Source organism: Salinicola halimionae (assembly GCF_003206065.1).
GTDB classification, from domain to species: domain Bacteria; phylum Pseudomonadota; class Gammaproteobacteria; order Pseudomonadales; family Halomonadaceae; genus Salinicola; species Salinicola halimionae.
In genome coordinates this window covers 951,881-972,619 of record NZ_PZJQ01000004.1, presented here as the reverse complement: position 1 = coordinate 972,619, position 20,739 = coordinate 951,881, and the positions used below count along the sequence as shown (strand labels likewise).

Genomic DNA, 20,739 nt, shown 5'->3' with positions numbered 1-20,739 from the left:
AAAAGCACAGCCCATTGTGGCCCGCTCAGCCAGGCGGCGCCATTTTAGCACAGCCAAAAGACGCTTAGCAGGCAATGAATCACGCCGACGAGGCGCGCCGGGAGATTGACCCCCGGCAACCAAACGTTATGCTGGAGCGATTGATCGATCTCGAGGACGGCATGCCCAAAAGTCTGTTCTACGCCGCCAGCTGCGCGGCCCTGTTGGCTGGCTGTCAAAGCATGTCGACTGATAGCGCATCGACACCCATCGACGACCCCATGGCAACGGCACCGCCGATCACCCAGGGTTTCGACGCATCAGGCCTGTCGCAGGTTCTACTGGCAGAAATGGCCGGCCAGCGCGGTGATTTCCACCGTGCTACCGAGGGTTACCTGGCAGCTGCCGACCGCTACCGTTCTGCCGATCTGGCCGAGCGAGCCACTTTGGCGGCTCGCTATACCGATGATACGGCATTACTCAAATCGGCCGCAGCCCGCTGGCAACAGCTGGCACCTCACGACTCCGCCCCGCAGAAGCTGCTCTCCGGCATCGCGGTAGACCGCGGCGATTGGCCTGCGGCACTACGTCACAGGCTAGAGCTCGCTCGTTCAGAACAAGATGCCCAGCTTCTCGAACTCTCCGATCTGATGGTCGAATCGCGTGCAGATCTACCGCCGCTGATCGCTCAGCTACGCGACTTCACCGCGACCTACCCGGATCACGCGGATGCCCAGATGGCGACCGCTCGGCTCGAGGCGGCCAATGGACAGTTCGAGGATGCCCAACAGCGGCTGGCGCTTCTGACCCGCCGCCACGCCAAGTTGCCGGAACTCTGGCTCACCCGATCACAGATCGCACTCGAAGCCGGTGACTATACCCAGGCCGCTTCAGCGGCGCGGCGCGGGCGCGAGTTCGCCCCCGATGACAGCCGATTCCTGCTGGCGCTGGCTCAGGCAGAAATTGCCAGTGGCGATGTCGCGTCCGCCGAACGGCAGATCGACCAGTTGCTGGCGCAGTACAATGATACACCGTCGCTGCGCATCGGCTTCGCACAGCTCTATCTGGATGCCGGGGCGCTGGAGCCGGCACGCCGTCTGCTGCTGCCGCTACTCGACCGCGACGACACGCCTCCGGCGACCTACTTGGTACTGGGCAGCATTGCCGAGACGCAGCAGGAGATCGATAACGCCCTGCTCTACTACCGGCAGGTGCCGACGGGGCCTGGGTTCCTCGAATCCCGCGCCGTGGCGACGCAGATGTTGATTGCCAACGACCGCGCCGAAGACGCTCAGAAATTCCTGCGCATCGAAATACTGCGTCATACCGGCCAACGTGCCTCTCTCACGCAGATCGGCCTTCAGGCCTTTGACAACGGCGGGCAGGCCCGCGCCGCCGATGCTCTGCTTGCCGATAGCCTCAAGCAGGCGCCGGATGACACGGACCTGCTATATACCCGGGCGATGAGGGAGTTCGAGCGCGGCAACGTCGCGACGATGATGACGCAGATGCGCGACGTCATCGCTCGCGACCCCGATAACGCCGCAGCCCTCAACGCGCTAGGCTATACCCTGGCGACGAACACCGATCACTTCGACGAAGCGCTGGATCTCATCGAACGGGCGCATGCCCTTGAGCCGCAAAGCCCGGCCATTCTCGACAGCCTGGGCTGGGTCCACTTCAAACGCGGTGAACCGCAAAAAGCGCTAGGCTACCTGCGCCGCGCCTACGCCGGTCAACCCGATCAGGAGGTGGCCGCGCACCTGGCCGAGGTCTTGGTCACGCTGGATCAACAACCCGAGGCCCGCGCGCTGGTCGAGTCGGCATTGGCGGGCAGTGACTCTCACCCGGATATCGACGACCTTCTGAAACGCTATCCGCAATTGGCGCCCTAGCCGGCGCCGCAACCCACGTCGAATCGGGTGCCGGGCTTGCCGTCATCGTGCCTCTCGCTTGTCTTCATTCGTACTTACAGGATAACCCGATGCAATACTCTTCACCGGTCATCGAACGCCGCCAGCGCGCCGCGATCTCGTTCAAGCGGTGGTGGCAGCCGCTCGGCACAATGTTGCTGGTTGCCTGGCTCGCCGGCTGCGCCGGCCAAGCGCCGGCACCGGACGTGCCCCGACAGCCTGATGACTGGCAGCGGCAGCAGGACGACCTCACCGCGCTCGACACCTGGAAAGTGGTCGGCAAAGTGGGGCTGCGTACCACCGAAGACAGTCGCAGCGCCAATCTCGACTGGTCTCAGGCGCCCAATCATTATCGCATGTTGATCAGTGGTCCCTTCGGCGCCGGACGTAGCGTGCTCGAAGGCCAGCAGGGCGCTGTCACGCTGACTACCAGCGATGGCCGTTTCGAAGCGTCATCCCCGGAAGCCTTGATGCAGCAGCAACTGGGCTGGTCGTTGCCGATATCCTCACTGGATTATTGGGTTCGCGGCCTGCCTGCGCCCAGCCGTTCACACCAACAGACTCAGGACGAACTGGGATTTCCCAAAACGTTGCAGCAGGACGGCTGGAACATTAGCTATCGCGACTGGACCTATGCCGGATCATTGTGGCTACCGAGCCGCCTGGTCATGACCTACGATGACATCCGCGCCACGCTGGTGGTCAATCAGTGGCAGCTTGAGGCCATGGCAAACGGAACGCCGAACGGCGCAGCGTCGTCAGACACCGCCCCATGACATCGCTGACCCTACCCGCTCCGGCCAAGCTCAACCGCCTGCTGCGCATCACGGGGCGCCGCCCCGACGGCTATCACTCGCTGCAGACGCTGTTCCAGATGCTGGATTGGGGCGACACGCTGCACTTCCACTCCACGGCCCACAGCCCTGACATCACGCTATCGTCGACGCTCGCCGACGTCGCTCACGAGGACAATCTGATCGTGCGTGCCGCTCGTCGGCTTCAGCGCGAAACCGGCTGCAGCCAGGGTGTATCCATCGAGCTGGACAAGCGCCTGCCGATTGGCGGCGGCCTGGGCGGCGGGAGCTCCAATGCCGCCACCACGTTGCTGGCGCTCGATCATCTCTGGGGCTTGAACCTCGGAATCGATCGACTGGCAACGTTGGGGCTGGAGCTGGGCGCCGACGTGCCGGTGTTCGTGCGGGGCCATACCGCCTGGGCGGAAGGCGTCGGAGAACATCTCGTTCCCGTGGAACTGACGCCTTCCTGGTTCGTCGTCATCCATCCGGGCATCGAGATCTCCACCGCAGCGATTTTCGGCGACCCTGGTTTGACACGCGATAGTCCGGTCATTAGTATGCGTCGCGCACTCGACCGGGCCTCCCCGGACACCGTGTGGCGCAACGATTGCGAGCGCACCGTGCGAGCGCTATATCCCGAGGTCGATCGCGCACTGACCTGGCTCGGCCGACAAGGTCAGGCGATGCTGACAGGGACCGGAGCCTGCGTTTTCTGTCCGCTGGATGACGAAGCGCATGCCGAGCAGATACTGCTCGAGCTTCCGGACGAATGGCATGCTTTCAAGGCACGCGGTAGCAATATCTCTTCGCTGCACCATGCCTTGGAAACGGCCAGGGGTTTAGACAGGACCCAAGCGTGATGTCACTTTGCCGTCAGCGCTGTCAAAACCGTTTCGACTACGCGGTTTTTGTCAGACTTTTCAGACTGGTTAAGACCTCACGACTGGTTTTTCGTCCAGACCTAGCCAACGGTTTATGCTTTTGCGCATAATGAGCGCGTTTGAATTGCTGGGGTATCGCCAAGTGGTAAGGCACTGGTTTCTGATACCAGCATTCCCAGGTTCGAATCCTGGTACCCCAGCCACTTCCTGAATTTCGACAAGCCTGCATACGGAAACCGGGACGCGATGGCCATTCAGCCCACACGATTTCCCCACCGGCGTTGCGGTTATTTCTTCTGCCGTCTCGACGTAGCTCGGCGATTCTCTCGGGTATCGTCAGCGGGCGAGCGTGGTGTCTCCGACATCCTGCCTTTCGTCTCGTCTCCCCTCTGCCGCCTTGTCACCCGTTCTGGCTCGAAACGAATGTCTTCTCATGACCTTCAACAGCTCTCAAAGGTGGCCGCGCGTGTCTAAATTGATGGTTTTCACCGGTAACGCCAACGTCGGACTCGCCTCCAAGGTAGCCGAGAGTCTGGATAACCGACTCGGCCATGCCACGGTAGGCCAGTTCAGCGATGGCGAGATTGCCGTCGAGATCAACGAAAACGTCCGCGGCAAGGATGTCTTCATCCTGCAGTCGACCTGCGCACCGACCAACGACAACCTGATGGAGCTGATCCTGATGGTCGACGCCTTGCGGCGCGCTTCGGCGACGCGCATCACGGCCGTCGTGCCCTATTTCGGCTACGCTCGTCAGGATCGCCGCGTGCGTTCGGCCCGCGTACCTATATCGGCCAAGGTCGTTGCCGACATGATGGTCAAGGCCGGCGTCGATCGCGTCATGACGATGGATCTTCACGCCGATCAGATTCAGGGCTTCTTCGACGTCCCCGTGGACAACGTCTATGGCTCGCCGATTCTGCTCGACGATATCGAACGCCAGAATTATGACAACCTGGTCGTGGTCTCCCCCGACGTGGGCGGCGTGGTTCGTGCCCGTGCCATCGCCAAACAGCTCAACGTCGACCTCGCGATCATCGACAAGCGTCGCCCCCAGGCCAATCAGGCCCAGGTGATGCACATCATCGGCGATATTCAGGATCGTACCTGCGTCGTGGTCGACGACATGGTCGACACGGCCGGCACTTTATGCAAGGCCGCCGAGGCATTGAAGGATCGCGGCGCTCGTCGCGTGGTCGCCTATGCCACGCACCCGATCCTTTCCGGGCCCGCCGTGGACAATATTAGTGGTTCAGTGCTTGACGAACTCGTCGTTGCCGATACCATACCGCTCTCCGAACCTGCACGTCGCAGTGGCAAGATTCGTCAGTTGACGGTCGCCGGCCTGATCGCCGAAGCCATTCGTCGTGTCAGTAACGAGGAATCCGTCAGCGCGATGTTCCACTGATCGTTCTTGGAACGATCTCTGCGTAATGGCTGTTTCATTACGATAGGGAATCACGCACGGATACGTGGGCGACTGCCGTGAGGGCAGTGACCCCTACTGGAACGCTATCGTCTGGTCGCGGACGATGCCGATTTCCATTACCCGACTATTTGAGGTGACAATCAATGTCCCACCATTACACTCTGACCGCCAATGTTCGTCAGGAGCTGGGGAAAGGTGCGAGCCGCCGCCTGCGCCGCAAGAACGAACAGGTCGCCGCCATCATCTACGGTGGTTCCACTGAACCGCAGCCGATCACCATCGACAAGCCGGCCTTCTACAAGGCGATCGAAGATGAAGCCTTCTTCTCCTCGATCATCGATATCAGCATCGACGGCAAGAGCGAACAGGTCGTCATTCGTGACCTGCAGCGCCATCCGTACAAGGCGCTGATCACTCACGCTGACTTCATGCGCGTCGATGCGACCCACGAACTGACTCTGAACGTTCCGCTGCACTTCTTGAACGAAGAGACGTGCAAAGGTGTCAAGGACGAGGGCGGCGTACTCCACGTTCAGAACAACGACGTCCAGATCAGCTGTCTGCCGTCCAAGCTGCCGGAATACATCGAAGTCGATGTGGCCGACCTGGCACTTGGCGAGACCATTCACCTGTCCGACATCAAAATGCCGGAAGGCGTGACTCTGGTCGAGCTCAGCCATGGTGAAGAGCACGACGCTGGCGTCGTCAGCGTCACGCACCCGACCGTCGTCAAGGAAGATGAAGAGTCCGACGACGCGGAAGACGGTGCCGCGGAAGAGAAAAAAGACGGCGAATAAGCCTTTTCGTCGAGACCACGACAGGCAGGCAATATGGGTGCAGTGAAAGCGATCATCGGTCTGGGTAACCCCGGACCGGAATACGAAGACACCCGCCACAATGCCGGCGCCTGGCTGGTCGAGCAACTCGCTCGGGGCGCAGCGGAAACGCTGCGCCCCGAACGCAAGTTTCTAGGTCTCTACGCGAGAGTCCGTCTGGGTGAGCATGACATTCACTTACTCAACCCCACCACTTTCATGAACCGCAGCGGCGCCTCGGTGGCTGCGCTGTGTCAGTTCTTCAAAATTGCGCCTGACGAGCTGCTCGTCGCCCATGATGAGCTAGATATTGCCCCCGGTTGCGCCCGCTACAAGACAGGCGGCGGACACGGCGGTCATAACGGCCTGCGTGACATTACCAGCGCGTTGACCAACGCCAATGGTTTCCACCGGCTTCGTATCGGCATTGGTCACCCCGGCAGCGCCAAGCTGGTGACCCACTATGTTCTCGGTCGCCCCGGCAAGCTGGAACGACGAGTGATCGACGACGTCCTTACCGAGACGGCCAACACCCTCCCCGACGCTCTCTCCGGCAACTGGGCCAAGGCCATGAATCGGCTGCATAGCTTCAAGCCAGACTGACGCGCTGCCATCTATCTATAGCGCCCTCCCCTAGGCACCTCAACGCCTCGAATCCGGCGCGGCTCTCTTGACGCCCCGAAACCGGCGCACTCTCTTCAACGCCCCGAACCCGGCGTGCTCTCTTCAACGCCCCGAACCCGGCGTGCTCGCTCCAATGCCCCGAACCCGGTGCCATGAGTCTGGCCCCTATCGGCCGCGTCCCGTAGAATGCCCGCCATTCGTTTTCGTGCTTTCGGCCATGTCTCAGGACCTGACCGCTCTCAGAATCATACCGTTCTCAGGATCATATTATGGGCTTCAATTGCGGCATCGTCGGTTTGCCCAACGTCGGTAAATCGACCCTATTCAATGCTTTGACACGCTCCGGCATCGATGCGGAGAATTTTCCGTTCTGCACCATCGAACCCAACACTGGCATCGTTCCAATGCCCGATCCGCGTCTCGACAAGCTCGCCGAGATCGTCAAGCCCCAGAAAGTGGTCCCGACCACGATGGAATTCGTCGATATCGCCGGGTTGGTCGAGGGCGCCTCCAAAGGTGAGGGGCTGGGCAACCAGTTTCTGGCCAATATTCGCGAAACCGACGCCATCGCCCACGTGGTGCGCTGCTTCGATGATGACAACGTCATTCACGTCTCCAATCAGGTCGATCCTACCGCCGACATCGAGACCATCAACCTCGAGCTGGCGCTGGCCGATCTCGATGCCGTGGAGCGTTCGATCCAGCGTCTGGTCCGGGTGGTCAAAGGCGGTGACAAGGACGCGATTGCCACCAAGGCAATCCTCGACCGCATTCAACCGCATCTAGCCGAAGGCCAGCCGTTACGCAGCTTCGGGCTCGATGCCGATGAACAGTATCAGCTTCGTAGCTTCGGCTTCCTGACCCTGAAGCCAACGATGTACATCGCCAACGTCAACGAAGATGGCTTCGAGAACAATCCCCATCTCGATACCGTGCGCGAGATCGCGGCCCAGGAAAACGCCGTTGTGGTACCGGTCTGCAACAAGCTGGAAGCGGAAATTGCCGAGCTCGAGGACGAGGAGCGCGCCATGTTCCTCGATGAGATGGGCATGGAAGAACCGGGGCTGGATCGCGTCATCCGAGCTGGCTATGGCCTGCTGGGTCTACAGACCTATTTCACCGCTGGCGTGAAGGAAGTACGCGCTTGGACGGTCAAGGTCGGCGCCACGGCGCCACAAGCGGCCGGCGTGATTCACACCGACTTCGAGAAAGGCTTCATCCGCGCCGAAGTCGTCGGCTACGAGGACTTCGTGGCGCTGGGCGGGGAGAATGGCGCCAAGGAAGCCGGCAAGTGGCGCCTCGAAGGCAAGACTTATGTGCTCAAGGATGGCGACATCATGCACTTCCGCTTCAATGTCTGATGTCGATCCAAGGGCGTGATCGTCGAGCGAATCCTCTAGGAAACGGGGAAAGCGTTGACGTTTCATCGGGTTATGGTAGTATTCGCAACCGTCGTCAGGCGACGTTGTCTACTTCGACATGATTACCTCGACGCGGTTGCTTTAAAGGCTACGTAGCTCAGCTGGTTAGAGCACATCACTCATAATGATGGGGTCCCCTGTTCGAATCAGGGCGTAGCCACCAGATACCACGAAAAAGCCNNGCGGGCTTTTTCGTGCCGTGGGTTTCAGCGGCGCTTTCAGACACGTTCAGATCGCGCGACGTCGGCTTTCCTCGATGTAGGCTCGGCGTAGCGTTCGTGTGACCTCACCGGGGCGGCCATCATTGATCGACACCGCATCGATCGCGATGACCGGCGTGACGAATGAAGACGCGGACGTCACGAAGCACTCCCTGGCGTTATGTGCTTCCAGCACACTGAAGGCGCGCGCCTCGACCTGCAACGACAGCACCTCGGCGATCTCCAGAACGACGGCTCGCGTGATCCCCGGCAGGATGGCATGGGACAGCTCGCGCGTTACCAATACCCCTTCGTGCGTCAGTATCCAGGCGTTGTTCGACGCTCCTTCTGTCACCACACCATTTTCTACCAGCCAGGCATCATCGGCACCCGCCGCTTTCGCCGCCATCTTTGCCATTGCGGGATAGAGCAACTGTGTCGTCTTGATGTCGCGCCGCATCCAACGCCAATCGGGCTGTGTCGCGACGCGAATGCCCTCGCTGCCACTGTGGCTATCGACGAGAGCCTTGGACTGGGTGAACAGCACCAGCGTGGGCGGCGTTGTGCTATCGGGATAGCCGAACTCACGATCACCAGCGCTGCCTCGCGTCAGTTGGAGGTAGACCATACCTTCCTCCAGCGCGTTACACCGGATCAGCTCGCGATGAATCTCCAGTAGCGTGTCGTCATCCCACGGCAACGTTATCTCGAGCTCACCAGCCGAGCGCTTCAGACGCTGCATATGCCCCGAAAAATCGATCAGTTTGCCATCCAGGACCGAAGAAACCTCGTAGACCCCATCGGCGAGCAGAAACCCGCGATCGAAGACCGACACCTTGGCGTCCTGTTCCGCGACATAGTCGCCATTCACGTAGACCGTGCGTTGTGTCATCTCATGCTGTCTCTAATATCTGTCTTCATGTTCATGCCGACTGTCACTGAACCTCGCGACGGAGTAACGAGATCAACCCCGCCATGACGTCAGCTCAGCCCCACAACGCCGGCGTCGCCGGATGAATCCCCTCGGCGTCGAAGCACATGCCGTGCTCACGATCCCGAGCCAACAGCAGCGGTCCATCGAGATCGACCACCGCCGCGCCCTGCGCCACCAATAGTGCCGGCGCCATCGACAGCGACGAGCCCACCATACAGCCGACCATGATATCGAAGCCTTGCGCCAATGCCTCGCGCTTGAGCGCCAGCGCCTCGGTCAGGCCACCGGTCTTGTCGAGCTTGATGTTGATCATATCGTAGCGACCGACCAGACTCGGCAGCGAGCTGCGATCGTGACATGCCTCGTCGGCGCAGACCGGCAATGGCCGTTCGATCTCCGCCAGCGGCGCGTCGTCTCCAGCCGGTAGTGGTTGCTCGACCATGCCAATGCCGAGCTCCAACAGCACTGGCGCTAGACGCGCGTAGGTTTCACGATCCCACCCCTCGTTGGCATCGACGATGATCCGTGCTTGCGGCGCGCCCTCACGAACGGCCTCGAGGCGTTCAACATCGCCCTCACCACCAAGCTTCAGCTTGAGCAGCGGCCAGGCGGCGTGGCGCCCGGCCTTCTCGCGCATGACGTCGGGCGTGTCCAGGGATAGCGTAAAGGCCGTGATCTCGGCTTTGGGCGCCTCGATGCCGGCAAGTTCCCAGACCGGCTTGCCGGCGCTCTTGGCTTCCAGATCCCAGAACGCGCAGTCGAGCGCGTTTCGGGCAGCGCCGGCCGGTAGTCGCGTCTGCAGCTCGAGGCGATCCATCCCCTTCCCAAGCAGCTCGCGCATCGACTCGATCTGCGAGATCACGCTGGCGACCGTTTCGCCGTAATGCGCGTAGGGCACGCATTCGCCACGGCCGGTGTGCGACTCATCGCTCAGTGTCGCCACAACGACATGTGCCTCGGTACGCGAACCGCGAGAAATGGTGAACACTTCGGCCAGCGGGAAGACCTGTTCTTCGACGGTCAGCTTCAACATGCCAACACCGCCTCCGCCAAACGCTCGGCACCCTGACGATAAGGATCGACACACGGCAACCCCAGCCGGGTTTCAAGCTCGGCCAGATAGCGATCCGCTTCCTCGACCGCCATACCGGATGTGTTGACCGAGACACCGACGACCTGACACGCCGGATTCACTACCTGCGCCAGCGGCAGCGCCGTATCGCGCAGCTGTTCAAGCGTCGGCAACTGGTAATGCGGCAAGCCGCGCATGTGCGTGCGAGTGGGTTCGTGGCACAGAATCAGCGCATCCGGCTGACCACCGTGGATCAACGCCATGGTGACGCCGGAATAGGACGGATGGAACAGACTGCCCTGCCCTTCGATGATGTCCCAATGATCGTCATCGTTGTCCGGCGTCAGCCATTCGATCGAACCGGCCATGAAGTCGGCGATGACGGCATCCAGCGGCACGCCTTCGCCGGTGATCAGAATCCCCGTCTGGCCGGTGGCGCGGAAGCTCGACTTGGCGCCACGTTCGCGCAAGGCGATATCCAGCGCCAGTGCGGTATACATCTTGCCGATCGAACAGTCGGTTCCGACCGCCAGGCACCGCTTGCCGCGCCGCGGCTTGCCGTCGCCAATCGGATACTGAACCTGGGGTACGCGCACATCGATGAGGCGCCCGCCGTACTTCTCCGCCGCCTCGACCAGCTCCGGCTCGTCACGCAGCAGATTGTGCAGACCGGAAGCGATATCCATGCCGGCGGCCAGAGCCTGCTTGAGCACGGAGACCCAGCTGCGGGAAATCACGCCACCGCGATTCGCCGCCCCGATCACCAGCGTCCTGGCGCCTTGCGCCACGGCCGCGTCAATATCGAGATCCGGCAATTTCATATCGGCCTGACAACCCGGCAATCGGTACTGGCCCAACGCATACTCCGGACGCCAGTCGCGAATGCCCTGAGCAACTTTGGCGGATAGAGGATCGGGCACATCACCCAGGAACAGCAGATAAGGGGTCTTGAGCATGTTGTCTCGTCTCTGTTGAATAGATATCGACGGAGTCCCCTCCGTCATGGCGATGCGCCGCGACACGGCAACGTGATCCGCTACATCATACTCTGCGGTAGCCAGAGCGAAATGACGGGAAATGCCAGCAGCAGTGCAAGGATGATCAGATCGCATGCCACGAATGGCCAGACGCCCGCGAAGACCTCGCTGATTTTGACCTCCTTGCCTGCGGCGCCGGCCAGGGCAAAGGCGTTGAGCCCGACGGGCGGCGTCACCCCCGCAATCTCGCACATCTTCATCGCAATGATACAAAACCATATCGGCTCGTAGCCGAGTTCCACCACGATCGGGAACACGATCGGCAGCGTCAATGCAAATGCCGCCGCTGGCACCACGACCATCCCCATCAGGAACCAGATGACCAGAATCAACCCCAGCACCATCCACGACGGCACGTCCCAGGAGGTCATGAAGCTTGTGATCTCGAACGGGATTCGCGTCAGCCCCAGGAATCGACTGAAGAACAGCGCCGCCACGATGATGAAAAATAGCGTTGTCGTGATCCCGGCCGACTCCCGTAGCGCCATGCGCAGCTTGTCGAGCGAGCGCAGTGGGCCGGTCGCCACGCCGAGAATGACCGCTCCCAGCGCACCGACCGCACCCGCTTCGGTTGCGGTGAACAGGCCACCATAGAGGCCGCCGATGACCACGCCACCCAGCAGCAGAATCTGCCACAGATCGAGAATGCCCCGAACTCGGTCACGCAGCATGATGCGGTGCTCTTCCTCCAGCATCGGCGCGAGCGCAGGATTGCGCTTGGCACGCCACACGATCGAGATAGCGTAAACCAGCGCTGTCAGCACGCCCGGCACAATGCCGGCGATGAAGAGCTGCCCCACCGGTACGCCAGTGAAAATAGAGAATAGGATGAACATGCCACTGGGGGGGAATCATCGCCGCGAAAGAGCCTGCACAGGCGATACTGCCCAATGCGAAGCGCTTGTCGTACTGATAACGACGCATCTCCGGATAGGCAATGCGTCCGAACACGCTAGCGGTGGCAAGAGAGGAACCGCATACGGTAGAGAACGCAGCGCTACCGAAAGCCGTTGCAACCGCCAGCGAGCCAGGGATTCTCGCGGTCGCGCGATGCAGCCCCTTGTAGGCCAGTTCGGCGAATCCGCTGGCCGCCGCCAGTGCTCCCATCAAGACGAACAACGGCAACACCGTAAAGGTCGGCGAAGCGATCGCCGTATACATGGTATCCCCGAGTAGCGAAGTGGCGCTGAAAGGGGTCAGAAGCGTAGCGATCCCGATAAAAGCGACCAGCAGAAAATTGATGGCCAAGGGAACGCCAAGCACGAGAAGTATCAGTAATGCCGCAACACCGACGACGCCGACTAGCGTGAAGTCCATGATGATATCCGTAGCAGGAGAAAAGTCAGAAACCCAGGAGCGCGCAAGCTTCTCGGCTCTTTCACGGACTTTTGAATCGGAATTGCGCCACCAGCCGGCGACACAGTTGTAATCCGTAAAGCGCCAGCGCGGCAAACATCACGAACTTGATCGGATAAACCAGAATCGGGCGGGGCCCGGCAATCGCTTGGCGACTCTCCAACGCACCGACGGCGTTGGTCCATACTGCCCACGCGACGATAATCACCGTCACAAGCGACACCAGCGTTATGAAACCCGTCAACAGGCGCGCCGCGGTGCCATTGAGCTTGTCCGTCAGGAATTCGACCCGAATATGCGCATCCTGCTCTTCGGCATGCGACAGACCGAGGTACACCACCGCAATCATCGTGAACATGGCCAATTCAGAAACGCCGTAGAGAGGACGCGAAAACCCCCGCGCCACCAGATCGACGATCATGAACAGCACTACCAGGATCAACAGCCAGCCACACAGTTCAGCCAGGCTCTGATTGAGTCGGGTCATCAGGCGCAGCCTAGGCGCCTGATGAATAGCCGATTTCGAGCTGGCCGGTGTGGCCTCGGCATGCGCCGGAGAATCGACGTTGGACTCGCTATTCATGAGTCGCCGGCCGCCGAGCCGTCATCGATGATCTTCTTCATTTTCTCGATGATCTGCGCGGGATTCTCGGCCCCTGCCGCCTTGGCGCTCTGGATCCAGGTCTGGCGATTGCTTTCCACGGCCGGTAACGAAACGAACTTCTCGATATCCTCGGCAGAGGCAGCCGTCACGGTATAACCGGCGGCTTCCTGCACCTTGACGATGCGATCGAACTCATTGGCGTAATACTCGCCGAAGGTCTTCTCCGCCCGCGCCGCGGCCTGCTCGAACCAGCCCTGCATCTCTGCAGGCATTGCATTCCACTTGCGTTCGTTGATCGTAAGAATCATGGGCACCGCCAACCACAAGCGACGTGACGTGAGAACGTTCGGTGCGACCTCGTCCATGCCAGTGCGGTTGAGACTATCGTAATTGGTGAAGACCCCATCGATGGCACCCGACTGCAATGACTGATAGGTGTCGCTCCAGGGCACCGATACTGGCGTTGCCCCTAGATCGCCCAGCAGATTGAGCATCCACTGGCTGGACGCGCGCACCCGCTTGCCTCGGAAATCATCGAACGAGGTCACGGGTTCGCGAAAAACACCGGCATAGGGAAGATAGGGGTAGATATAGATGATGTGCTGGCCCTGCCTGGCGAATTCCTCGCCTAGTTCGGGCACCTGGTCATAGACGGCATGATAAACCGACATGATGTCCGCGTAGTTCTCGGGACCCGCGGGGAACAACTGGAACGCACCATTCAGCAATAACTGATTGGGATAGTAGTTGATGTTGATATAACCCATGTCGGCAACACCATTACTGACACCGCCGAGAATTTCATCGCCCTGCATGACCGATGCCCCCCAATAAGGCACCACCTCGATCTCGCCGCCGGAAACCTCACTCAAGGCATCCAGAAAGCCTTTTTCGGCAGCACCGCGCAGGCCGTTCGGTGCGGTATTGGTGGCATAAGTCAGTGTTTCCGCGGCGGCAACCGCACCGGGCGTGGCAGCAAGACCGGCACCCAGAGTCAGGGTGAAGGCGGCCGCCGACATGAGACGGCGCCACGGGAGAGATTGCGGGTTCATCAAAGGCATGGGGAAAACCTCTTTATCGTTGTCGTTGTCGCTGTCGTCACAGCTCGTCGTCATCGAGCTATCAGAAAATAATCATCGATGTCACACGCACCTGTCTCATACCTTTTTGTCGACAGGCCATAACTTGGCGTTAATGGCGTGAAGTTACTCGATCACTGCCTCTCGCCGTAGAAGACGCCCTGCGCGATTGCGGACATCGCCATCGACCCAGGTGGGTTGCCCGTTGACCATTACCCAGTCGATACCGATTGCAGGCGTCGTCGGCGCGACGAAACTGGCGCCATCCAGAACCGTCTCGAAATCGAACAGCGTCAGATCAGCAAAGGCGCCCTCACGGATCACACCGCGATCGGTCAGGCCGAAACGTGCTGCCGACATCGAGGTCATCTTGCGTATGGCTTCCGGCAGTGCGAACAAGCCCTCGTCGCGACAGTAGTGACCGATGACGCGCGGGAAACTACCCCACAGCCGCGGATGCGGATTGGGATCGCTGGGCAAGCCATCCGAACCGATCATCGTCAGCGGATGACTCAGCACGCGCCGCACATCGGTCTCATCCATGTTGTGATAAATGGCACCGGCCGGCATCAATCGGCGAGCCGCTTCGGTCAGATCGACCTCCCACTCGGCGGCGATATCGCTCAGCAGCCGCCGCCCTTGCTCAGGATGCGGCTTCGACCAGGTCACCAGGATGTCGAACTGGTCCGAGACGCGCCAAAGATCCAGCGTCGTGGAGCACGCCGAGTAGGGATAGCAATCACAGTTGCAGGGTTGTTCGCGGGCGGCCGCCTCGAGCTTGTCGATGGCGTGTTCGCTCTTGCCCCAGTTTTCGACGTCGGCACATTTCAGATGCGAGATCACCAACGGCACCTTGCCGTGACGGGCAGTCTCGAACGCTTCATCCATCGCCTCGAACAAGGTTTCGCGCTCATTGCGCATATGCGTGGTGTAGATGCCGCCCTCTTCGCCGACGACCTCCACCAGCGCCTTGACCTCTGCCGTCGGCGCCAGTCGTGCATTGGTATAGGCGAGACCGGTGCTCATGCCGATTGCACCGCCCCGCAAAGCCTGACGCAGTGCTCCGCGCATGGCGAGGATCTCGTCGCCGGTAGCCGCCCGGTCGAAGCGATCCATGACACCCGCCCGCAACGTGGTATGGCCGATCAATGCCGCCACGTTGACGGCAGGCGTCGCGGCTTCCAATGCCGCGGCAAAGGCATCGAACTGCGCAAAGAACGCATCGCTCTCGCCGAGCAAATTCATCGGGTCCGGCACCTCGCCGACGATCTTGACCGGCGAAGCGCTGATCCCGCAATTACCGACGATCACGGTAGTGATGCCCTGGGTAATCTTGGGAAGCATCTCCGGCTCACGAATGGCGCAGTTGTCGTCGTGGGTATGCACATCGATAAAGCCCGGCGCCAGATAGCGCCCCTGTGCCTGGACCACCTGCGCCGCCTGGGCCATATCGAGATCGCCAATTGCCACGATCCGCTCTCCGCGCACGCCGACATCGGCGACGAACGGCTCGCGGCCGGTTCCATCGACGACGTTAGCCCGACGGATGATCACATCGAATATCATGTTGTTCTCCTGATGATGTGGAAAGGCCAACGTCGTCTCATTGCGGGGTTTTCAGCATCGTACCCGGCTGGACGACCAGCGTATCGAGCCCAGCGGCACGCACCGCAGCCTCGCCCGTCGGCGTGGTAATCAGACGACCACCACGTCCGACCACGTCCTCCCCATCGAGCAGACGCTGCCCATGGGCATAGCTCAGCACGGGGCGACGAAGCTCGAGATCGAGCACGGTGATATCCGCATCCGCCCCAATACCCAGGTGCCCTTTATGGGTGAGCCCGAGGATACGTGCGGGATGCAGACTCGCCTTGCGTACGAAACCGTCGAGACTCAAGGCGTCGAGATGGACTAGCGCCAGCCCTCGGGAGACGATGTCGTTGCGCGGGATACCGCCGCCGTCGGTTGCCAGGGCATCGACCGCATAGCGACCGTCGGCGCGGGTTGCGGTGACAAGGCGCAGACGCGGCTCGGGAGGATTGGCACGAAAGCTGATGCCGATGTTGGAACCGCAGGCCCGCCACGCCGCCAACCCTTCAGCGCCGCCGACCAGCTCGACGACGCCTTCACACTCCAGGTTGACCAGCGCCCAGCCGGCCCGAATGGCATCGGCCATCCCGTCGACTGTGGCGGGATAACCACCACGCTCGAGGCCGAAAACCGCCAGACGACTCCCTGGAATGCCATCAATGCACTCCCCACTGATCCCGTTGAATGGCGCCAGGTAAGACTCCGAGCGGATATGCGGATGCGCCGCCAGAAGCGATAGAGCCTTCTCGCCCTCGGCCACGGCATCAAGAATCTGGCCGCGGCAGTAGCTATTGATATGGGCCAAATGCAGCGGATGCCCTGCGCTTAATTCGCACGCTTCACGCATACCCTCGATATTGGAACCGGCGGACTGCGTGCCGGCATGGAAGGCCACGTACGCACCGCGCCCTGCAGCCGCTTCGATGGCATGAGCCGTCGCTTCAGCCGTCAATGGATAATGCCCACCCAACAGCTTCAGGCCGATCGCTCCCAGGCTCAGGGCATGACTCAGCGCATCGTCGATATCGTCGCGGCCGGGGGCGGCGGAAGCGATGGTGTGCTCCGGCCGCAAGTAATTGACGCAGGCGACACTCAGCCCGCAACCGTAACGCGCGGCTAGATCGACCACGCCTTCGATAGGCCCGGCCATATCCAGCGCCGTTGTCACGCCCGCCATCGCCAGCATGCGGTGACCACAACCGCCGCCCAAAAAGGGCGACAGATGGACATGCATGTCGACGATACCCGGCATCACCACACGTCCGGTCAGATCGTGCTCGCGCCGGGCGGCTCCGTATATCGTCGGCGCTACGTCGACGATCTTGTCGCCGCGTATCGCAATATCGTGAACACCATGCAACCCGTTGGCAGGATCGACGATCGTGCCGCTGCGCAGCAGTAAGTCATAAGGCTCGCCCATGTCGCCCCTCGACGATTATCGTTGTTGGAAGATCATCCGGGGAGTCATTCAGCGTCAGACTCTTTCGGCCCCGAGATCATCACGTCAGCCATTAGCGTTCGACGCCGGTCTGGGAAGTGATTCGCCCGTAGTGCTCGGTACGACGATGACGCGCAAAATCGAAAATCGTCTTCTTGCCGAACTGGCAGAGATCCATGTCGCAGCGCGCGGTGACTAGTTCGTCACCCTCGCCTTCCGTTCGCGCGACCACGAAACCGTCGGGGTCGACGATGATCGTGCCACCCATCAACGGGAAGCCATCTTCAACGCCAGCCTTGGCGACGGCCACGGCCCAGGTGGCGTTTTGATAGGCGCCCGCGGTGATCGAAAGCTCGGAATGATAAAGGCGCTTTTCCAGACCTTCGTCTCGATTCTGAGAATTGATAGAGGGGGTGTTGTAGCCCAGCATGACCAATTCGACGCCCTGCAAGCCCATCACACGCCAGGTTTCCGGCCAGCGGCGGTCATTGCAGATGCACATGCCCATCAGCGCGCCTTCGTTATCGAAGGTTTCGAAGCCAAGATCACCGGGCTCGAAGTAACGTTTCTCGAGATGCTGGAAATCACGCTCGGAGTCGTATTCGACATGGCCCGGCAGATGGATCTTGCGGTACTTACCGACGATGTTGCCTTGGCGGTCCGTCAATAATGACGTATTGAAGTGACGGCCTTCTGGCGTCAGCTCGGCATAGCCGAAAGAGATGGCAATGGCATGCTCACGAGCACGATCGAAGAGAGGCTGGGTCGTTACACTGGGCATCTCGCTTTCGAACCAGGTATCGACCTCGGCCTGATCTTCCATGTACCAGCGCGGAAAAAAGGTCGTCAGAGTCAATTCCGGATAGACCACCAGATCGCACCCCTGCCCGGCAGCCTGATCCAGTAGCGCGATCATTCGCGACACGACCGCTTCACGGGTATCGCTTTTCTGAATGGGGCCCATCTGAGCCGCGCCGATTACCCGTTCACGCATGACCTGTCCGCCTATCGATTTAGTATGGGTCGGATCAGTGTCTGAACTTTTGGCGGAGGTGTCGCATGCCGATTTATCGACAGGCTATAACTTTTTGTTAACCCAAGGCTTGGCCGGTTCGAAAGCCAGATTACTCCAAGGGCCTAATCGATCTAGGGATGAAGGGATGCGTCAGTGGCGCTGAAGCGACCGAATGCCGCTTCGAGGTGGGAAATAAACACGCGAGCCAGTTGCGACAGCGGCTCGGTACGTGGGTACACCAAGCTCACAATCAGCCGCTGCTCGACCGGCAAGGGCACTGCCGTCAAATACTCGCCATGAAAACCTTGCCACGTGAATTCGTCGATCAGCGCGATGCCGGCGCCCGCATTGGCCAGAGCGCATGCGTAATGCGGAGAATCGACCTCGGTTGCCGGCCGCCAGGGCTCGCCGGCACTTTCGAATGCCGAACGGATATGCTGCCCGAAGGGGGTTTCGGCGCCGTAACCAATTAGATCGTAATGTCGGAGTTCGGGCAGTGATACCACGTCACGCTCCGCCAGCGGATGATCGACCGGACAGACGCAGACCATGCCCGCTCGATGCAGCGGATTGGCCTCCAGGTTGGGATGATTGACCGGAAACAGCGAAATGCCGAGATCGGCCTGACGATCGAGCAGTTGATCGCGCAGCTGCATATGGCGCTGGCAATCGAGACTGACACGGACATCATGCTCTGCTCGGAAACTGGTGATCGCCCAGGGCACAACCTGATGACCGAGACTCGAACTGGCCGCGATGCGCACGACGCCGTGACGCCGTTGAGTCAAATCATGGAGCGTGTTGTTGACTCGCTGAACGTCACGATAGACGTTCTCCACATCACGAAACAATCGTCGCGCCTCCGGTGACGGATAGAGCCGCCCCTTGATGCGTTCGAACAACGGAAACCCGATGCGCTGCTCCGTGTGAGACAGCATCCGACTCACCGCCGGCTGGGAAATCATCAGCACGCGAGACGCGCCGCTGATGCTTCCGGTCGTCATTATTGCCCGGAACACTTCGATCTGCCGCAGATTCAGCGCCATTGCCGCCTCGCTAACCAGAGTTCACCGTTAAACCAGCGAAACCCACGCCCCTCTCTATCCGACCGGCTCGACATCATCTGACCTGACGCAATGACAAGCGCTGACACATCCTAAGCGATTCGGAGAGTTTCCCGATTGTAGAACGTGATCAATGCCCGAATCAGATACGCCGGATCACGACTGCCTGCCGTCTCCCGAATCGAGTGCATACCGAACTGCGGCACGCCTACGTCGATGGTCGGCACGCCGAGTTCGGTCGCGGTAATAGGACCGATGGTGCTGCCGCAGCCCATGTCCGCACGTGTCACGAACTGCTGCACGGGCACGCCGGCTTCACGGCAGATGTCGTGGAACAGCGCCCCAGTGGTGCTGTTGGTCGCATAGCGCTGACTGGCGTTGACCTTGATCACCGGCCCGGCGTTGAGTGACGGCCCATGATTCGGATCGTGCTTGTCTGCGAAGTTGGGGTGGACAGCGTGGGCGTTGTCGCAGGAAATCATCAGCGAGCGCTGAATCAACCGCACGAAACCCTCGTCGCCCGGCTCGCCGAGTGCGGAATTCACGCGGCGCAGCACGTCGGCCAGAAACGGCCCCTGAGCGCCACACGCACTGGCACTGCCGACTTCCTCGTGATCGTTGGCAACAAACAGCGTCCCCTGCTGCCCGTCGGCGGCAAGCAAGGCCTCGATCCCGATGAAACAGGAAAGCAGGTTGTCGAGCCTAGCGCTGGCGATCATCTCGCCATTGACGCCAACCCTGGCCGGCGGCTGAACGTCGTAGAAGCCAAGTTCGAAGTCGACGATGTCCGCCACCTCGATGGCATGCTCGCGTTCGATCCACTGCTTGAGCAGCCGATCAAAATCCGGGGCGTCCCCACCCTGCATCATCAGTGGCGCCATTTGTGTCTGCGCATTCAAGGCACGGCCGTTGTTGGCTTCGCGATCCATATGAATCGCCAGGCTGGGAATGATCGCTACCGGTTCGCCCACGTTGAGCAAAACGCCTTGCAGGGTGCCATCGGCTCGGCGCACATGCACCCGGCCGGCGATACCGAGATCGCGATCGAACCACGGCGACAGCAGCGCACCGCCGTAGACCTGAACACCCAATTGCAGCCAGCCCTTGTTGGCGATCGCCGGTTGCGGCTTGAGTCGCAACGCTGGACTATCCGTGTGAGCGCCGACCATACGCATTGCCTCGAGCGAAGAGGCCGGTAGCTGAAACGCGATCAAGGCACTATCGTTGCGCGTCACGTAATATTTTTCGCCAAGCGCCAACTTCCAGCTGTCAGTTTCCTTGAGCGGCCGATATCCTGCCGCTTCCAGCCTCGCTACCATATTGGTGGTGGCGTGCCACGGAGAGGGAGAGCGCTGGAGAAAATCGATCAAGCGATCTTCGAGAGCCTTGTCGGCAACGTGGTCTGACATGGGTTTCCTCGGATATCGGTCTGTAGTCACGCGGACTGACTGCTACAATGGACTCTGGACCTGAAAAAGATTCATGGATCCG

At 60.6% G+C, this 20,739-nt stretch carries 18 protein-coding genes, 2 tRNA genes and 1 pseudogene; 9 read left to right on the top strand and 12 right to left on the bottom strand.

The window, feature by feature from the left end; all coding sequences use genetic code 11:
• Positions 1 to 161: 161 nt before the first annotated feature.
• The 9 genes from DOM27_RS10195 to DOM27_RS10155 all read left to right on the top strand — a co-directional run bounded on the left by DOM27_RS10195 (position 162) and on the right by DOM27_RS10155 (position 8,022).
• Positions 162 to 1,874, top strand: a complete 1,713-nt coding sequence (locus tag DOM27_RS10195; RefSeq protein ID WP_110656430.1) for a tetratricopeptide repeat protein — start codon at positions 162 to 164, stop codon at positions 1,872 to 1,874.
• Between the two features lie 89 nt (positions 1,875 to 1,963).
• Positions 1,964 to 2,668, top strand: coding sequence for a lipoprotein insertase outer membrane protein LolB (lolB, locus tag DOM27_RS10190; protein WP_110655889.1), 705 nt, complete (start codon positions 1,964 to 1,966; stop codon positions 2,666 to 2,668).
• Positions 2,665 to 3,549: a 4-(cytidine 5'-diphospho)-2-C-methyl-D-erythritol kinase gene (gene ispE, locus DOM27_RS10185; protein WP_110655888.1), complete on the top strand. Its 885-nt coding sequence runs from the start codon at positions 2,665 to 2,667 to the stop codon at positions 3,547 to 3,549. Before lolB ends, ispE begins: the two co-directional genes overlap by 4 nt.
• 149 nt (positions 3,550 to 3,698) lie before the next feature.
• Positions 3,699 to 3,773 (top strand) — tRNA-Gln (locus tag DOM27_RS10180).
• A 263-nt stretch (positions 3,774 to 4,036) separates the two neighbouring features.
• Positions 4,037 to 4,978, top strand: coding sequence for a ribose-phosphate pyrophosphokinase (locus tag DOM27_RS10175; RefSeq protein ID WP_188113709.1), 942 nt, complete (start codon positions 4,037 to 4,039; stop codon positions 4,976 to 4,978).
• 164 nt (positions 4,979 to 5,142) lie between these two features.
• Positions 5,143 to 5,796 (top strand): 50S ribosomal protein L25/general stress protein Ctc, encoded by a 654-nt coding sequence (locus tag DOM27_RS10170; protein ID WP_110655887.1) that lies wholly within the window; start codon positions 5,143 to 5,145, stop codon positions 5,794 to 5,796.
• A gap of 33 nt (positions 5,797 to 5,829) precedes the next feature.
• Complete coding sequence (gene pth, locus DOM27_RS10165; protein ID WP_110655886.1) at positions 5,830 to 6,417, top strand: aminoacyl-tRNA hydrolase; 588 nt, start codon at positions 5,830 to 5,832, stop codon at positions 6,415 to 6,417.
• Between the two features lie 290 nt (positions 6,418 to 6,707).
• On the top strand, positions 6,708 to 7,799 hold the full coding sequence (ychF, locus tag DOM27_RS10160; protein ID WP_110655885.1) for a redox-regulated ATPase YchF: 1,092 nt from the start codon (positions 6,708 to 6,710) through the stop codon (positions 7,797 to 7,799).
• Between the two features lie 146 nt (positions 7,800 to 7,945).
• Positions 7,946 to 8,022: transfer RNA gene (locus DOM27_RS10155), tRNA-Met, on the top strand.
• 65 nt (positions 8,023 to 8,087) lie between these two features.
• On the opposite strand, the gene DOM27_RS10150 is transcribed toward DOM27_RS10155, so the two are convergent.
• The 12 genes and pseudogenes from DOM27_RS10150 to DOM27_RS10095 all read right to left on the bottom strand — a co-directional run bounded on the left by DOM27_RS10150 (position 8,088) and on the right by DOM27_RS10095 (position 20,657).
• Entirely contained in the window at positions 8,088 to 8,951 is an 864-nt protein-coding gene (locus DOM27_RS10150) for a D-amino-acid transaminase (protein ID WP_110655884.1), read from the bottom strand.
• 94 nt (positions 8,952 to 9,045) lie between these two features.
• Positions 9,046 to 10,026: an N-acetyl-D-Glu racemase DgcA gene (dgcA, locus tag DOM27_RS10145; RefSeq protein WP_223162318.1), complete on the bottom strand. Its 981-nt coding sequence runs from the start codon at positions 10,024 to 10,026 to the stop codon at positions 9,046 to 9,048.
• Entirely contained in the window at positions 10,020 to 11,021 is a 1,002-nt protein-coding gene (gene dgcN / locus DOM27_RS10140; protein ID WP_110655883.1) for an N-acetyltransferase DgcN, read from the bottom strand. Before dgcN ends, dgcA begins: the two co-directional genes overlap by 7 nt.
• Positions 11,022 to 11,101: 80 nt before the next feature.
• Positions 11,102 to 11,902 carry a TRAP transporter large permease subunit gene (locus DOM27_RS18200; protein WP_280952137.1) on the bottom strand — a complete coding sequence of 267 codons (801 nt, stop codon included), beginning with the start codon at positions 11,900 to 11,902 and terminating at the stop codon, positions 11,102 to 11,104.
• Positions 11,903 to 11,966: 64 nt separating this feature from the next.
• Positions 11,967 to 12,419: pseudogene (locus tag DOM27_RS18195) on the bottom strand (TRAP transporter large permease subunit); the annotation flags it as partial.
• Between the two features lie 61 nt (positions 12,420 to 12,480).
• Positions 12,481 to 13,041: a TRAP transporter small permease subunit gene (locus DOM27_RS10125; protein ID WP_110655880.1), complete on the bottom strand. Its 561-nt coding sequence runs from the start codon at positions 13,039 to 13,041 to the stop codon at positions 12,481 to 12,483.
• Entirely contained in the window at positions 13,038 to 14,177 is a 1,140-nt protein-coding gene (locus DOM27_RS10120; protein ID WP_110655879.1) for a TRAP transporter substrate-binding protein, read from the bottom strand. The genes DOM27_RS10125 and DOM27_RS10120 overlap by 4 nt, the downstream gene beginning before the upstream one ends.
• Before the next feature lie 90 nt (positions 14,178 to 14,267).
• Positions 14,268 to 15,707: an N-acyl-D-amino-acid deacylase family protein gene (locus DOM27_RS10115; RefSeq protein WP_110655878.1), complete on the bottom strand. Its 1,440-nt coding sequence runs from the start codon at positions 15,705 to 15,707 to the stop codon at positions 14,268 to 14,270.
• 37 nt (positions 15,708 to 15,744) lie between these two features.
• Positions 15,745 to 17,151 carry an amidohydrolase family protein gene (locus DOM27_RS10110; protein ID WP_110655877.1) on the bottom strand — a complete coding sequence of 469 codons (1,407 nt, stop codon included), beginning with the start codon at positions 17,149 to 17,151 and terminating at the stop codon, positions 15,745 to 15,747.
• Positions 17,152 to 17,242: 91 nt separating this feature from the next.
• The gene (locus DOM27_RS10105) at positions 17,243 to 18,163 is read right to left on the bottom strand and encodes an N-carbamoyl-D-amino-acid hydrolase (protein WP_110655876.1); all 921 of its coding nucleotides are present in this window, start codon (positions 18,161 to 18,163) and stop codon (positions 17,243 to 17,245) included.
• Between the two features lie 152 nt (positions 18,164 to 18,315).
• Positions 18,316 to 19,230 carry a LysR family transcriptional regulator gene (locus DOM27_RS10100; RefSeq protein ID WP_110655875.1) on the bottom strand — a complete coding sequence of 305 codons (915 nt, stop codon included), beginning with the start codon at positions 19,228 to 19,230 and terminating at the stop codon, positions 18,316 to 18,318.
• Between the two features lie 110 nt (positions 19,231 to 19,340).
• Complete coding sequence (locus DOM27_RS10095; RefSeq protein WP_110655874.1) at positions 19,341 to 20,657, bottom strand: M18 family aminopeptidase; 1,317 nt, start codon at positions 20,655 to 20,657, stop codon at positions 19,341 to 19,343.
• Positions 20,658 to 20,739 lie beyond the last annotated feature (82 nt).